Here is a 15,214-nt window from a genome sequence, read left to right as displayed (position 1 = left end):
TCGGGAAAAGCGACATTCACACGTCGCCCGGGGAACGCGGATCGCTGCGGACAACCGAGCCCGGGTGCGGCAATGCCGACGACCCTATGCGTGTCGCGGCAGCGGTGGGAACCCCCGCGATTCATCGACTCTGGTGACAGATCCAACATCCGCTCGATCTGGCCGCTCGAACGAGATTCACGTAGCGTCGGCGGTCAATCCATAGCGGGGCTTCCGTCGTCGGACTGCCGGCAAAACCACATTGGAGGCCGGGTGGAACAGTCGATCCCGCACCTGCACGTAGCCGTTGTCGGCGCCGGCTTCGCCGGGCTGGGCATGGCGATCCGGCTGCGGCGCGACGGCGTCGAAAACTTCGCGGTCTTCGACGAGGCGAGCGAGGTGGGTGGCACGTGGCGCGACAATTCCTACCCGGGAAGTGCCTGCGATGTGCCGTCGCATGTGTACTCGTTCTCGTTCGCGCCCCACCCGGGGTGGACGCGCACGTTCGCCCCGCAGCCCGAGATCTGGGCCTACCTGCGCGAATGCGTACGGCGGTGCGGCATCGCCGGGCACCTACGCCTGAACACCAGGGTGACCGACGCGACCTGGGACAGCGACCGGCGCTGTTGGCGGATCGAGACCAGCCGTGGCCCGGTCACCGCCGATGCCCTGGTGGCGGCCGCCGGTGGGCTCGCCGAGCCATCCGTGCCGGACCTGCCCGGGCTGGACACTTTCGCCGGGGCCGCCTTCCATTCCGCTCGCTGGGACCACGACACCGACCTGGCCGGTCGTCGCGTGGCCGTCATCGGCACCGGTACCTCGGCCGCTCAGTTCGTGCCGGAGATCGCCCCGCGGGCCGCCGCGCTGTACGTGTTCCAGCGCACTGCTCCCTGGGTACTGCCCCGCCGCGACCGCCGGATCACCGACCTGGAGCGCCGTGCCTACCGCGCCGCGCCGGTGCTGCAACAACTGGCCCGCGGCACCATCGGCGCGCTGCGCGAGACTCTGGTAGTCAACAACCGGCACCCTCGCCTGGCCCGGCTGCTGGTCCAGCGCATGGCAGCGCGTCACCTGCGCCGGTCCGTCCCCGATCCGGCGCTACGCGCCCGGCTGACCCCGGGCTACACCGTCGGGTGCAAGCGGATCGTCCTGTCCAACGACTATCTGCCGGCCCTGACCGAGCCGAACGTCGAGGTCCTGACGGAACCGATCACCGAGGTACGGGCAGACGCCTTGGTCACCGCCGACGGCGTCGAACGCGGCGTAGACGTCCTCATCTTCGGCACCGGCTTCCGGGTCAGCGACCCGCCGATCGCGCACCGGATCCGCGGCCCGGCCGGGCAGACGCTGGCTCAGCAGTGGTCGGGCAGCCCGGCGGGTCATCTCGGGACCATGGTCGCCGGCTTCCCGAACCTGTTCCTGATGCTCGGGCCGAACACCGGGCTCGGTCACAGCTCGGTGGTGCTCATGATGGAGGCGCAGCACGGTCATGTTCTCGACGCGCTCCGGTTTCTGCGCGAGCGGGGGTATGCGGCGCTCTCGCCGCGCGCCGACGTCCAGGCGGCGTACACCGCCGAGATGGATGCCCGGCTGGCCGGGACGGTGTGGAACGCCGGCGGCTGTCGAAGCTGGTACCTGGACGCCGCCGGCCGTAACTGGACCATGTGGCCCAGCACGTCATGGGCGTTCCGCCGCCGGCTCGCACAGTTCCGGCCAGACGACTACGACGTGATCCAGGATCGCACGTACGTGATGAGAGGAACCGCATGACAGACCTGTTGGCCCGCGAGTTGGCTGGCAAGGCCGTGCTCGTGACCGGTGCGGCTCGCGGAATCGGCGCCGAGACCGCGCGCGCCGCCGCCGCCCGCGGAGCCCGGGTTGCGCTCCTCGGTCTGGAGCCCCGGCTGCTCGCGGCGCTCGCCGAGGAACTGGGGCCGCAGCACGCCTGGTTCGAGTGCGACGTGACCGACCAGGAAGCGCTGGAGCGCGCCGTTGCCGGCGCGGTCGCCGCGCTCGGCGGTATCGACGTCGTGATCGCCAGTGCGGGTATCACCAACAACGGCACGGTCGCCGTCGACCCGGTCGGCGCGCTCGTGCGCACCATCGAGGTCAACCTGATCGGGGTGGTGCGTACCGTCTCCGCGACGTTGCCGCACGTCGCCGCACGTCGCGGGTACTACCTGCTGGTCTCGTCCGCCGCGGCGTTCATCGTGCTGCCCGGCATGGCCGCGTACGGTGCGTCCAAGGCCGGGATCGAGCAGTTCGGCAACGCGCTCCGCCTCGAGGTGGCCCATCTCGGCGTCGCGGTCGGCACCGCCCACATGGTCTGGGTCGACACCGACATGATGCGCGACGTCAAAGAAGACCTGCCCATGTTCGGTCAGATGCTGAGCGGGCTGCCTCGGCGTCTGGGTCTCTACACCACCCCGGAAAGATGCGCCCGGGCGTTCCTTCGCGGAGTCGCCCGCCGCAGCCGCCGCGTCTACGTACCCCGGTACCTCGCGGTGGCCCAACTCGTCCGCTGCACGTTCGGCGGTGCGGCCGCTGACATGGCGCTGCGCCGCGTCGCCGCACGGACCGTGCCGGAGCTGGAAGGCCAAGTCCGGCGGCTCGGCCGCAGTTTCGGCCGGCACACCGAAGCCCTCGGCGAGTAGTTCGAGGGCGCGGAGTCCGCGGGTTCGGCCGGGCCGAGCAGCGGCCCGAGCGGGCCGAGGTCAAGGTTGAGACCGGCGAGGGTCAGCCCGAAGCGCTCGCAGACCCGGGCCATGTTCTCCTCCAGCGCCATCAGCGTGCTGCCCACCCTCTCGATCTGCTCGGCGGACAGCTTCCCGTCGTCGACGCGACGCAGCGCCTGCCGCTCCATCAGCTGGCGCAGCAGCTCCACGACGGTCAGCACGATCCTGGCCAACCCCCGCCACACCGGCCGCCAGGTGTGGCGACGGCAGAGGATCGACACCATGAGAGCACGCCCGGCGACAAATCGAGTCGGCCGGGCGGCAGCAAACCGACCCGATCCTGGACCCCCCCCGGACCAGTGGGAGTTCTCGCCTCCTGGCGCACCCGGCCCTGGTCAATGACGCGGACTTCCTGCGGGTACAGCAGGGCAGCGCGCTGCCTGTTGCCGACGACCGAAGTACGGACCGGTATCAGCTGACCGGTCTGGTGATCTGCGGCTTGTGTGGGCGCCGGGCGGAACGACATTGGGCGCATGGCCGAGCCCGATACCGGTGCCGGCACGGCTACACCAGCGCAAGCGACGCCCAGCTCGAACGGGCGAAGTCGTTGTATGTGCGTCAAGATCAGATCGTGGCGCAGGCCCGCACCCAGTTCGCGCACCTCATCGACGTCGACCCGGATACCCTTGGGCCGCATGACCTGGCCCGGCAGCTGCGAGACGCCGGGATCACGATCGTGTGCACGCCGGTCGGCATCACCCTCGACACCGGCACCACGCCCAAGACGGACACCACATCGTCGCTCGAAGCAGGGCTAGACAGCCAGGTCGTCTTCACAGCTCTCCCCCGCCCGGGGCAGGCAGCGAAAAACCCCACCAAGCCGTCCACGAAACGTGAATGACTTTGGTGGGGGTTAACGTGTCCGAGGACCAACACTCGGGCTACGCACCCGGTGATCGCGGCCAGAGTGCTGGCCCGCACCCTCTGATCACGTGCTGCGCCGTCTCGGGCTCGGGGTTGGCATGCCGCCAATCCGGAGGCAGACACACGGCATTCCCGACTGGCGCCGGAACAGCACTCGTCACGTGGTCGGCGTCAGCAGCGCCATGGCACGTCGCAGGAAGGCGTCGGAGCCGCGCCGGTGATGCGCTCCTTCGAAAACGGAGAGCCTGAGGAGGCACATTGCAACCGCTCGCGCGGACCAGGCCTATGGCGCGTGCCGAGAATCAGGCTGTGCCGACGAGTTTGAAAACCACGGCTTCGTCGCCCAGGAAGACCGTGAGGAGCGCCTGAAAGCTGCCCGCTTCGGCCGGGCTGAACATGACGGCGAAGGGAAGGGGGTCGCCCGGCCCGACCCGGGCCGGCACCATGGGACCTACCAGGGAGAAGGCGCCGCCACGAGGGTGAATCTCAGGTCCGGGGAAGTTCGGGTCCGCAATGGTTATGTGCGCGTCCGATGACTTCGATTGACTCAAGTGGAGCATTTGCACCTCGTGGGAGCCGACTTCCACCTTGCCGAAGTTGACGATGGTGGTCAATCCATCGCCTTCCGCGTTGTTCGATGTGGAGCCGTCGGCCCCCAGCATCAGATCCGTCGCCCGCGTGACCAGCCGCCGGAAGGTGGCCTCCCGAAATCCCACCACGAACGCCAGAACGTAGAACACCACCAGTTGACCCTGTTGATGCGGGTCCGTGCAATCTGCCTTGCAGAGGCCCATGTCTCCGGTAGGCCTTCCGGATGTCGCCTGCAAAACTCCGAACAGAATGAAGTACGCGATAGTCCCCAGGATCATGCCGACCACCGGGCGGGCGACATGCCAGTAGCACCAGGTGTTCTCCCATTTGGAGTTGTGGCTGAACACCCCGTAGAGGCTGATGGTTACGGCGCCAAGGGCACCGAACCACGGGACACCGATGGGAAGCACGCTGGAAATGACCGTAGGCAGGTCGCTGACGAACCACGGCCAGCCGTAAACGCGGGAGAGGGCGAACAGCAGCAGAGTGCAGAGATAGATGAGGTCCAACACGAAGAAGAACGACGGCCGGCGGCTCTGCAGACTCCAGCTCGCAGAAGTCATGATCGCTGGACACCGCCTCGGCTCGCCACGAATGCGACGACCTGACACTCTACCGAGACCGACCCGATGTTCAGGTCCGAAAGGACTTATGTCCGGTCAAAGGCACGACGTCTGATTACCTGCCTGAGCCCTCCTGTCGATGGTCCTACCCGCTCGCCTTTTGATGACAAGGTCCGGCAGGGCATTACCCGGTGGCGTGAACCCAGGTTCCGGCGCCGGCATTGGCGCCCTCGAGCCAATGCGGCTCGCCGGTCCAAGACGACGAACGCCGTCACGAGAACGGCAACCGCCACCGCCACCGCCATCACCAGGAGCCGGATCGACCGGCCCATCGCAGCCGGCCCGCGCTCCCGGTGGGTCGCCGGCGACGAAGCCTTCGGCGGCGCCCCGCACCTGGCCGCGGATGGGATCCCGTCGCGGTGAACTGCCGTGTCCTGGGTCCTTCAAGCAGGCATCCTCTGCCGGGGAAGGCAACCCAGTCAGCCGGCGCGACAAGACTTGAACCAGCAACGCCGAGAGTACCGAGCGGATCACGCCACTCGCCAAGGCGAGAGGGGCCCAGCCGTGACGACCACCCCGTTCTTCAGTCGTTTGACGTGGTGGATGCACGACGGGTGTCCACTAACGGCGAGCGACGAAGGACCTGCCAATAAGTCAGAATGACGTGGCCGGAAGCGAAGAAGCGCCATGCGGCTATGCGGAGCCATGGTGGCTTTACGGAAGAGCGACGTTGAAAGTGCGTGGCGAATGTTGGCGGAATGCCTGAGGAAAAGCTCTGAGCACGTCGGCACTTCGTAGTAGCCGCGGCGCATACTCTGCACGAAAGCGTGCCCGGCGATGACCACTCGAGCTGTCCGGTCGGTCCGCGGTCCGCGCATGGGTCTCAGACGGCGCTTCAGTTGACCGTGATCGGCCTCAATTCGGTTGTTCGCGTACTACTCGACGTGGTGCCGCGCCCCCCACCGGCACCGAACCCGCTCACGACGCTGGTCAACAAGCCCGAGGACTCTCGCGCAACCTCCGCGCCCGCCTCCCCAATCTGGTTGCGAGCGCGCACTCAGACCACGGCGGATCCTGGCTAAAGTCACCATCGAGTGAGTCGAAACGTGAGAATTAGGGACTAAGGGTACGGCGCTGCTACGGTCTCCGGCGTGCGTCGCGCCTTCCTTGTTCCGGTGTCGGCGGCGTTGACGGCGTTGGCGCCGGCCGGCCCCGCGCAAGCAGCTCCATCTCCTGCCCCGCCGGTGCGTGTCGAGGTCCGCCGGTCGGAGGAGAACCAGCCGTTACTCGCGCTGCCGGTCTCCACAACGGAGCTGGGTGGCGACGTCGCCTTCGCCACGCACGGATCGCACAGCTCCCACTCGTCGCATTCCTCGCACATGTCGGGCCACTCGTCGCACACCTCGCACCTGTCGCACGTGTCGTCGGTGAACCCGCCGACCGGTGGCGGTGACGGTGTGCCCGATGATCCGACTCCGCAGGATCCGGTGCCCGCGGATCCTGTACCGGATGATCCCGAGCCGCCCGCGGCCACAACCCACCCGAAGCCGGAACCGAAACCAAGACCGAAGCCACGGCCGAAACCGAAGCCGCATTCGAACTCGCAGCCCTCGAGGTCCAGGATCCACCCGAGTCCGAGACCGACGATGCGGACCGAGCCGCCGATCATCGCACAGGAAGCGCCGCTATCAGCGCGGAGCGAGGAGCCGGCGCCGTGGGAGACCACGGACGACCCGTTGCCGACGGCACCTGCAACGGCGATCACCACGGACGACCCGTTGCCGACGACACCTGCAACGGCGATCACCACGGACGATGCTGCCCCGGAAGATGCCGCTCAGACCAGCCCGGACAGCGACTCGTCGACTCTCGGATGGGTCGGCCGGTATTGCTGTTTCCTTGTGTTCGCAGGCGTCGGGGCCGCCATTTTCGCCGCCCGGCGCCACAAGCCGGGTCGCCGGTAACTCGTCCCTGGAGTCCTCAGATGTCAGATTCCCAGCCCGACGCGGTAATCAGCCTGGACGCTGCCACACATCCGGCGGACGTCGTACAGCGCGCCGCCTACCGGTTCAGTGATGTCATCACTGTCGAGATCAGTCGTGGCGGCGACAATCTGATCTGCAAGGTGTACGCCCGCGATCCGCAACGTCTCGACGCCGCGGTGCATGATCTGCGCTCCGAGATCGTCGATCAGGTGCTGCGCGCACGGATCCGGGAGGAGACGCAGGATGTCCGCAATCTCGTTCTGTCGGTCGCGTTCTCGCGCACGGGGCTGACGGAGTCCGGCGCATGAGGCAGCGGCTCGTCCTGGAATCGTCGAGCGGGCCGCTGGAGCATCTGCCGTTTCGGTTCGAGCGCTGGGCGGACGGTCGTGTGCTGGTCACCAACATGGTGGGCGAGCACGTCTTCCTGACCACCGACGAGTTCACGTCCCTCGCAGAACTGCGCGTCGAGGATCCCGCTCTGCTGCGCACTCTCCGTGCCAAGCACATCGTTCGCGTACGCGGTGAAGAGCTGCCCGTCGAGCTGATTGCGCTGAAGTATCGGACGCAGCATCATCGGCTGGCGGATTTCACGGGTCTGCACATGTTCGTGGTGACGCTGCGGTGCGAGCACTCGTGCGGCTATTGCCAGGTGTCGCGGCGAACTCCGGCCCGTACGGAATACGACATGTCTCCGGAGACGGCCCTGGCCGCCGTGGATGCCGCGTTCCGATCTCCGTCGCCGCAACTGAAGTTCGAGTTCCAGGGCGGCGAACCGCTCCTCAACATGGACATCGTGCGGCTGGTCATCCGCCGGGCAACCGAACGCAATCGTACGGAGGGAAGGCAGCTCGCCTTCGTGATCGCCTCGAACCTGGCTCTGCTGGACGACGAAGTGCTGGACTTCGCGGACAAGTACGACGTCTATTTCTCCACCTCGCTGGACGGCCCGCGGGATCTACACAACCGCAATCGGCCCCGGCCCGGGCGCGACAGCTGGGAGCGTGCGCTGACCGGCATCGAACGCATTCGCAAGCGGCTCGGTGACCACCGGGTCAGCGCGCTGATGACGACGACAGCGGCAAGCCTGGGTCGCGTACGGGACATCATCGACACGTACCTGGAGCAAGATTTCCGCGACGTGTTCCTGCGCCCGGTGTCGCCGTACGGTTTTGCGCTACGGCCCCGGCAGCGCAACGGATACGACATGAGCACGTGGATCGACTTCTACAACGAGGGCATGGACTACATCCTCGACCTCAACTCGCGGGGAATCCCGGTTGTGGAGACGTACTCGGCGCTCGTCCTAAAGAAGATGCTGACCAACGCGAATCCCGGCTACGTCGACCTCACCTCGCCGGCCGGAATCGGCATCGGCGCGCTGGTCTACAACTACGACGGCGCCGTGTACGCCTCCGATGAGGGTCGGATGCTGGCCGAGAACAGCGACACCACATTCCGGCTCGGCCACCTCGCTCACGATTCGTACGAGACGTTCATGACCGGCGCGGCACTGCTCGACCCGCTTGAGGAGTCGTACACGGGAAGTGCCCCGCAGTGCTCGGACTGCGCATTCGAACGCTGGTGCGGCGCCGATCCGGTGTTCCACCATGCGACCGCCGGCGACTATCTCGGCCGCAAGCCCGAGTCCGCGTTCTGCCGCCGCAACACCGCCGTGTTCCGGTACCTGCTCGACCGCTATTCTTCCGATCCGCGGGCGCGGGAACTGTTCCGCAGGTGGACCGCCCGATGATCGCGCTGCGCGGCCGTACGCTCTCCGCCACCCTCGCCGAGCCACTGAGCCGCGAGTTGTTCCGCCTCGTCGAGGGTCCTGCGGTTGCCCCCGACGAAGCAGTCATCGGCTCGTCCGGCACGGCATCCAGCCTGAACATCCGGCGGTCCTCTGATGGCCCGGGGCCCAACGCCGTCGTGCTACCACCACAGTTGGACTATCTGAGCGCCGGCGACATCATCGCCGTCTCCCCCACCGGTACCCAGGTAGAGGCGATCTGGCGATCCCGGGTCCCGCACAACAGCGTGCTCCTCACCGAGCGCTGCGACAACTACTGCCTGATGTGCTCGCAACCGCCGAAGGACCGCGACGACTCCCGGCTTCTGCGCCGCGCCACCGCACTGGTCCGCATGCTGCCGCCGACCGCCGTGGAGCTGGGTTTCACTGGCGGCGAGCCCACCCTGTACGGCAGCGGGCTGGTCACGTTGCTCAGGACCACCACCGATCGTCTGCCCGGCACCGAAGTTCACCTCCTCTCGAACGGGCGCCGCTTCGCCGACCCCGCTTTCGCCGCCGAGTACGCGACGGTCGGCAACCCGCGCCTGATGATCGGCATCCCGGTGTTCGGCGCCGAGCCGTCCCTGCACGACTTCGTGGTTCAGGCCCGCGGCGCGTTCGACGAGACGATCAAAGGCATTCTCGCGCTCGGCCGGCATAGGCAACGCGTCGAGATCCGGGTGGTGCTGCAGAAGCACACGGCACCAGCGATCGTGGAGATCGCCGAGTTCGTTGCCCGCAACCTGCCGTTCGTGGAGAAGGTCGCCCTAATGGGATTGGAAATGACCGGCCTGGCCCGCGCCAACCTGGACGAGGTGTGGAGCGACCCGCACGACTACCGGGCCGGTCTCGCCGAAGCGGCGCTACTGCTCAAACACGCGGGAGTCCGCACCGACATCTACAACCACCAGCTCTGCGTCCTGGACCGGCAGGTGTGGCCGCTCGCGGTCCGTTCCATCAGCGACTGGAAGAACGAGTACCTGCCGGCGTGCGATCCCTGCTCTGTGCGGCAACGGTGCGGCGGTCTTTTCACCTCGTCGGCGAAGCACCGCAGCAGCGACCACATCACACCCGTGCTGGTCGCCTGATCTGCACGGGCGGCGGCTACTCGGCGGGCTTTCAGCTGGGCAGGACGGCCCGGATGGGCGGTGCCGTCGACCCCGGCTCGGACGCCCACGACCTCGTCATGGCGCTGTACGGCGGAATGAGCAAAGGCGATCGCAACCGAATCAAGATTCGCGTTCGATCGGCGACGAATTCGCAAACGGAGTTGGAGGACCGGTACCTCGGCGGACGACCGCCGTACGGTTTCCGGCTATGCCTGTCTGCCTACGACCGGGCCCGCAACCCGCACCGCAACACTGAGGTATGGGAGACCACGGCCGTCCGCGCCATCCTGCAAAACCCGCTACACAGGCCCGACAGGTCTGGAACCGCGCACGCACCGACGAGGTGCTGATCGACGTCGAAGACGTCGCGCTCGGCCACGAGAACCGGCGCCGCCGGAACGACCCCACGCAGTGGGCCTGGTCCCGAACCGAATCGCATACGCCCCTCGGAAGAACCGACCTCTACGAGGGCGCTTAAAGAACGATCAAGAAGCGCGGCACTCAGAGCGACACCGGCCGGGCGCCGCGCCACACCGTACATCCGTACCTGTTCCGCGGCCCGATCACCGGCGGGGTGTGCGACCGCAAGATGGTGGGGACCCCAACCACGGGCGCCTCTACTACCGCTGCACCGCGAGCCGTGACTTCGTCCGTCAGCACAAGATCAGTCACCCGTCGGCGCTCTACCTACGCGAAGATCAGATCAGCGACCCGGTCGGCCGGTTCCTCCGAGCTGAACTCACCGGATCCGCGCTGAGCCTGAACCTCACGCAGGTGGCCGAAGCTCAATACCGGGCAGCGCGCGCTGCCCACGACGCCACCGGCGAGATCGACTAACTGCGCCGCACCATCGCCGACGCGGACGCCAAGATCAGGCGCTACCGCTCGACCCTGGATGCTGGCGGCGACCCGGCGCTCACCGCCGACTGGATCAGCGAGACCACCGCAATCAAGAAAGCGGCTCAGGCGCGACTCGGCCTCACCGAGGTACCGCCGCAGCGGATGAGCGACGACCAACTCGACACCATCGCCGAGGCGTTCAACGACCTGTTCCGGCTGCTCCGCGACGCCGACCCGCGCGACAAAGCGGAGCTGTACAGCCGCATCGGCCTGCGGCTGACCTACCAACCGGGCCCAGGAACAATGATCGCCGAGGTAGTCACCCCGGCGAACGCTCGTGTCTTTGATTGGTGTCCGAGGACCGACACCGCGGATACCCACACGGTGATCGCTGAGGGGACATTGCCGCTGCTCGTTCCTAGCTGAGGCCTGGCTGTCATTTGATCGCCAGCATCTGGCCTTCGATGTGATGATGGCTGTCGCCGAGCTTCGCACTGGGCGAGTGACAGCTCGGTCGGGCATGAGTGCGATGCGCCCGCGGCGGTGGCGTGCTCCGGCGGTGAACCGTGATCGACGCCGGATGGGCGCAACGTTGCCGCTGGGGCGGGACTAAGCCCCGCACCGAGCGGGGTAGCGCCGCGGTCGGCCCGGCCGACGTCGTGGGTACCCCTTGTGAGCCGACTTGAGGGTTTCGGCGGAGACCTCTTTCACGGCCTCGGCCGGCCGGCGCATGTCGTGGCCGATGAGCCTGAAAAGACGGATGTGACTCAAGGCCGCCTCAAGTTGATATGGCGACGGTCAACCGCTCACCCGAATGGCCGGCCAACACCGCACATGCCGCCCCCGGCGCCTCGGCGTAGCGGGGGCTCGCCTCGGACGTCAGTACCTGCCTCGCATATACCGCGAATCCCTACCTTTGGGGCACCCCTCGGCAACGGAAGGTTGTGCCCGCATGTCTCCTCGCGGAGAACGGTTAGTTCTGGGTTCGATGAGCCGGCGTCAGCGTCACCAGTCCTCGCGGCTGGTCACCCTTGCCGTCGCCTGTGTGCTGGCAGTGCTGAGCGGATTCCTGTACGCGCCGCCGGCATCGGCAGCCACCGCGCCGGCCGTCACGAGCCCCGGGAACCAGTTCAGCGGCGTGGGCATCGCGGTCAGCCTGCAGCTGGCTGCCACGGGGGGAACAGCGCCGTACCAGTTCTCGGCGACGGGTCTGCCGGCCGGGCTGGCGATCACGCCCACCGGTCTGATCGCCGGTACCGCGACCACGGCCGGCACCTACACCACCAAGGTGACTGCGACGGACGCGCTGAACGCCACCAGCGCGGCGGTGTCGTTCACCTGGACCACCGGCACGGCACCGGTCGTGGCCGCTCTGGCTGCGCCCGGCACCCGGGCGAGCACCCTGAACACCGCGGTCTCCGGAATCACGCACTCGGCCACCGGGGCGACCACGCCGTACACCTGGTCGGCCACCGGCCTACCGACCGGCCTGAGCATCAGCTCCTCCACCGGAGCAGTGACCGGCACCCCGACCGTTGGGGGCACGTACGCCGTCAAGGTCACTGCCACCAGTGCGGCGAAGATCCCGAGCGCCCCGCTGTCCTACACATGGAACGTGGCGAGCGCACTGGCGTTCACCGCTCCTGCCACCCAGCAGGGCACCGTGGGACAGGCCACCTCGCTCACCCTGACCGCCAGCGGCGGGGCCAGCCCGTACACGTGGACCGTGACCGGCCTACCGGCCGGACTGACCGCCACCACTGACGGGACCATCTCCGGCACCCCGACCACGGCCGCGACCTCAACGGTGTCGGCGACCGTGAAGGACTCCTTCGGCCGCAGCCTGAACCGTACGTTCAGCTGGGTCGTCGCCGTCGGACCGACAGTCAACGCCCCGGCCACGCAGAACAGCACCACTGGTACCGCCATCACGAGCCTGACCGTGACCGCGGCCGCCGGGAAGACCCCGTACACCTGGACCGCGACCGGCCTGCCCACCGGCCTGACCATGACCACCGGCGGCGTCATCTCCGGCACCCCCACGGTCGCCGGCACCTTCACGGTCACCGTCACCGCCAAGGACAGCACCGGGCGCACCGGCAGCAAGACCTTCACCTGGAACGTTGCCGCGCCGCTGAGCTTCACCGCCCCGGCCACGCAGCAAGGCACGGTCGGACAGTCGAGCACGCTGACCCTCGCGGCCACCGGTGGCAGCGCCCCGTACACGTGGACCGTCACCGGCCTGCCGGCCGGACTGACCGCCACCACTGACGGGACCATCTCCGGCACCCCGACCACGGCCGCGACCTCAACGGTGTCGGCGACCGTGAAGGACTCCTTCGGCCGCAGCCTGAACCGTACGTTCAGCTGGGTCGTCGCGGTCGGACCGGCGGTGAACGCCCCGGCCACGCAGACCAGCACCACCGGCACAGCCATCCCGAGCCTGACCGTGACGGCCAGCGGTGGCACCGCCCCGTACACGTACACCATCAGCGATCTCCCCGCCGGCCTGACGATGAGCACCACCGGCGTCATCTCCGGCACCCCCACGGTCGCCGGCACCTTCACGGTCACCGTCACCGCCAAGGACAGCACCGGCCGCACCGGCAGCAAGACCTTCACCTGGAACGTTGCCGCGCCGCTGAGCTTCACCGCCCCCGCGACCCAGCAAGGCACGGTCGGACAGTCGAGCACGCTGACCCTCACCGCCTCCGGCGGCAGCAGCCCGTACACCTGGACCGTCACCGGCCTGCCCGGCGGGCTGACCGCCACCACCGACGGACTCATCTCCGGCAGCCCCGCCGCCCTCGGCACCTTCACCGTGACAGCGACCGCCAAGGACACTGCCGGGCGCAGCCTCAGCCGTACATTCGACTGGGTCGTCGCGGCTCCCTTGAGCGCGGCCGATCCTGGTGCACAGACCGGCACGGTCGGCGTCACCACCAGCCTCGCCTTGACGGCGACCGGAGGCACCAGCCCCTACACCTGGAGCGTCGGTGGCCTGCCGGTCGGCCTGACAGTCAGCACCACCGGAATCATTTCCGGTGTCCCCACCACCGCTAGCTCCACCACTGTCACGGCCACCGTGACCGACGCCATCGGCCGCACCAGCCGCGTCACCTTCGCCTTTGACGTCAAGGGTCCCGTCGTCGTGACGAACCCCGGCGCGCAGGACGGCACCGTCGGCTCTCCCTCGGCCCTGGCCCTGGCTGCCGTCGGCGGCACCGGCAGCTACGCCTGGTCGGCGCTCGGCCTGCCGGACGGTCTGACGCTCGACGCGGCAACCGGACTGATCTCAGGCACGCCGAGGACGGCCGCGACATGGGCCGTCACTGTTACCGCGACCGACACCGCACTACGCAGCAACAAGCTCTCCTTCGACTGGACCATTGCTTCCCCACTGCTCATGACTGATCCCGGCGCGCAGTCCGGCACGGTGGGTATCGCCACGGCTCTCGCCCTGGCCGCGACGGGTGGCACCGGTCCTTACACCTGGACCGCGACCGGCCTGCCCGCCGGCTTGACCATCGACCCTGTGACCGGTGCAATCACCGGCATCCTGAGCATGGGCGGCGCCTCCACCGTGACGGTCAAGGTCACCGACACGGCCGGACGCATCGCCACCGCGTCCTTCCCGTGGAAGGTCGGCGAGCCGGTCGCGATCGCGGTCATCGCGAACCAGAACGCCACGGTGGGTGTAGCTGCGACCCTCACCGCCACGGCTGACGGCGGCACCGCCCCGTACACCTGGTCCGCCGTCGGCCTTCCCGACGGGCTCGCGATCAACAGCACCACCGGGGTCATCACCGGCACGCCTACGACCACCGCCACCTGGTCGGTCACCCTCCGGGCCACCGATAAGCAGGGCCTGACGGCGACCACGACCTTCACCTGGGACGTACGCACCGCTCCCGCCATCGCGGCGCAAGGTGCGCAAGGCAGCGACGCCGGCCAAGCGAGTCAGCTCGTCCTGACCGCGACCGGTGGGGCCGCCCCCTACGCCTGGTCCGCGACCGGGCTCCCGCCTGGCCTGAGCATCGCCGCGGACACCGGCATCATCAGCGGTACGGGCACGCGTGCAGGCATCTACCGCGCCACCATCACGGTCACCGACGCGGCCGGGCGCACGAACACCAAGGGCCTCGACTGGAAGATCTACGCGGCGGCGACGTCCAGCCCGGTGATGAGCGCCGGTAAGGGCGTGCGGCTGGGATCCGACATGCCGACCGGCGCCCACCTGGGTGCCGCGGTGGTCGGTGACTACGCGTTCACCACCGCCGGCAACCAGATCATCAAGACCAACACCTCGACCGGCACCAGCACCGTCCTGGCCGGCACCACCGCCAGCACCAGCTGCGCAACTGCTGACACCGGCGCCGCGGCACGGTTCAGCTCCCCGAAGGTCATCGGCGCCGACGGCTCCGTGCTCTATGTCTCCGCCTGCAGCGGCTCCGTCTATGCCGTCAATCCGGGCAGTGGTGCCACCGCTGTGCTGGCCGGCTCCCCCAGCGCCACCGTGTACATCGTGTCGGGGCATCTGCTCTACGGCCTCAACGGCAGCTACCTCTACCAGTACGACCTGCAGACCGGCGTCAACACCCTGATCGCCAGCGGCTTCACCAACACCAACTACCGGGCGCTGGGCGCCGACGACACCGCGGTCTGGCTCACCAACGACCGCACCATCACCCGCTGGGACCTGGCCACCCGCACCTCGAGCACGCCGACGACCACCGGCCTGCTCATGACCGGACCGATGGTC

The 15,214-nt window shown here is 68.1% G+C and carries 10 protein-coding genes and 3 pseudogenes; 9 read left to right on the top strand and 4 right to left on the bottom strand.

Going from position 1 to position 15,214, the window contains the following annotated elements; translation table 11 throughout:
• Positions 1–252: 252 nt before the first annotated feature.
• Entirely contained in the window at positions 253–1,749 is a 1,497-nt protein-coding gene (locus tag ACIBO8_RS36730) for a flavin-containing monooxygenase (protein WP_396120151.1), read from the top strand.
• A complete protein-coding gene (locus ACIBO8_RS36725) occupies positions 1,746–2,633 on the top strand; it encodes a short-chain dehydrogenase/reductase (protein WP_396120150.1) in 888 nt (295 codons plus the stop codon). Before ACIBO8_RS36730 ends, ACIBO8_RS36725 begins: the two co-directional genes overlap by 4 nt.
• 47 nt (positions 2,634–2,680) lie before the next feature.
• Here the strand turns inward: ACIBO8_RS36725 and ACIBO8_RS36720 are convergent.
• Positions 2,681–2,938, bottom strand: a pseudogene (locus tag ACIBO8_RS36720) (gas vesicle protein K); the annotation flags it as partial.
• A 203-nt stretch (positions 2,939–3,141) separates the two neighbouring features.
• On the opposite strand from ACIBO8_RS36720, the pseudogene ACIBO8_RS36715 reads away from it, so the two are divergent.
• Together ACIBO8_RS36715 and ACIBO8_RS36710 are read left to right on the top strand one after the other, a co-directional pair.
• Positions 3,142–3,267: pseudogene (locus tag ACIBO8_RS36715) on the top strand (recombinase); the annotation flags it as partial.
• 18 nt (positions 3,268–3,285) lie between these two features.
• On the top strand, positions 3,286–3,555 hold the full coding sequence (locus ACIBO8_RS36710; RefSeq protein ID WP_396120214.1) for a hypothetical protein: 270 nt from the start codon (positions 3,286–3,288) through the stop codon (positions 3,553–3,555).
• Between the two features lie 325 nt (positions 3,556–3,880).
• Here the strand turns inward: ACIBO8_RS36710 and ACIBO8_RS36705 are convergent, their stop codons facing one another.
• Positions 3,881–4,732 carry a hypothetical protein gene (locus tag ACIBO8_RS36705; RefSeq protein ID WP_396120149.1) on the bottom strand — a complete coding sequence of 284 codons (852 nt, stop codon included), beginning with the start codon at positions 4,730–4,732 and terminating at the stop codon, positions 3,881–3,883.
• Between the two features lie 788 nt (positions 4,733–5,520).
• Positions 5,521–5,661, bottom strand: a pseudogene (locus ACIBO8_RS36700) (DDE-type integrase/transposase/recombinase); the annotation flags it as partial.
• Between the two features lie 1,055 nt (positions 5,662–6,716).
• Between ACIBO8_RS36700 and hxsD the strand changes: the two are divergent.
• The 3 genes from hxsD to hxsC are packed head-to-tail and all read left to right on the top strand — an operon-like array spanning position 6,717 to position 9,591.
• Positions 6,717–7,025, top strand: coding sequence for a His-Xaa-Ser system protein HxsD (hxsD, locus tag ACIBO8_RS36695; protein WP_396120147.1), 309 nt, complete (start codon positions 6,717–6,719; stop codon positions 7,023–7,025).
• A complete protein-coding gene (hxsB, locus tag ACIBO8_RS36690; RefSeq protein WP_396120146.1) occupies positions 7,022–8,467 on the top strand; it encodes a His-Xaa-Ser system radical SAM maturase HxsB in 1,446 nt (481 codons plus the stop codon). Before hxsD ends, hxsB begins: the two co-directional genes overlap by 4 nt.
• On the top strand, positions 8,452–9,591 hold the full coding sequence (gene hxsC, locus ACIBO8_RS36685) for a His-Xaa-Ser system radical SAM maturase HxsC (RefSeq protein WP_396120145.1): 1,140 nt from the start codon (positions 8,452–8,454) through the stop codon (positions 9,589–9,591). The genes hxsB and hxsC overlap by 16 nt, the downstream gene beginning before the upstream one ends.
• Positions 9,592–10,299: 708 nt before the next feature.
• On the opposite strand, the gene ACIBO8_RS36680 is transcribed toward hxsC, so the two are convergent.
• The gene (locus ACIBO8_RS36680; protein WP_396120144.1) at positions 10,300–10,629 is read right to left on the bottom strand and encodes a hypothetical protein; all 330 of its coding nucleotides are present in this window, start codon (positions 10,627–10,629) and stop codon (positions 10,300–10,302) included.
• Here ACIBO8_RS36680 and ACIBO8_RS36675 point away from each other — a divergent pair.
• Both ACIBO8_RS36675 and ACIBO8_RS36670 read left to right on the top strand, forming a co-directional pair.
• The gene (locus ACIBO8_RS36675) at positions 10,615–10,878 is read left to right on the top strand and encodes a hypothetical protein (RefSeq protein WP_396120143.1); all 264 of its coding nucleotides are present in this window, start codon (positions 10,615–10,617) and stop codon (positions 10,876–10,878) included. The genes ACIBO8_RS36680 and ACIBO8_RS36675 overlap by 15 nt on opposite strands.
• A 526-nt stretch (positions 10,879–11,404) precedes the next feature.
• A partial coding sequence (locus ACIBO8_RS36670) for a beta strand repeat-containing protein (protein WP_396120142.1) occupies positions 11,405–15,214 on the top strand: 3,810 nt, incomplete at its 3' end.

This window comes from Actinoplanes sp. NPDC049681 (genome assembly GCF_044465265.1).
Classification (GTDB): Bacteria; Actinomycetota; Actinomycetes; order Mycobacteriales; family Micromonosporaceae; genus Actinoplanes.
Note: the sequence above shows the minus strand (reverse complement) of the source record. Positions and strands in the feature narration are given on the sequence as shown.

What these genes read in the sequence shown, in the direction of transcription:
- hxsD (WP_396120147.1), top strand. Translation starts at nt 6,717, where the DNA reads ATGTCAGATTCCCAGCCCGACGCGGTAATCAGCCTGGACGCTGCCACA.
- ACIBO8_RS36705 (WP_396120149.1), bottom strand. Translation starts at nt 4,732, where the DNA reads ATGACTTCTGCGAGCTGGAGTCTGCAGAGCCGCCGGCCGTCGTTCTTC.
- hxsB (WP_396120146.1), top strand. Translation starts at nt 7,022, where the DNA reads ATGAGGCAGCGGCTCGTCCTGGAATCGTCGAGCGGGCCGCTGGAGCAT.
- ACIBO8_RS36725 (WP_396120150.1), top strand. Translation starts at nt 1,746, where the DNA reads ATGACAGACCTGTTGGCCCGCGAGTTGGCTGGCAAGGCCGTGCTCGTG.
- ACIBO8_RS36675 (WP_396120143.1), top strand. Translation starts at nt 10,615, where the DNA reads ATGAGCGACGACCAACTCGACACCATCGCCGAGGCGTTCAACGACCTG.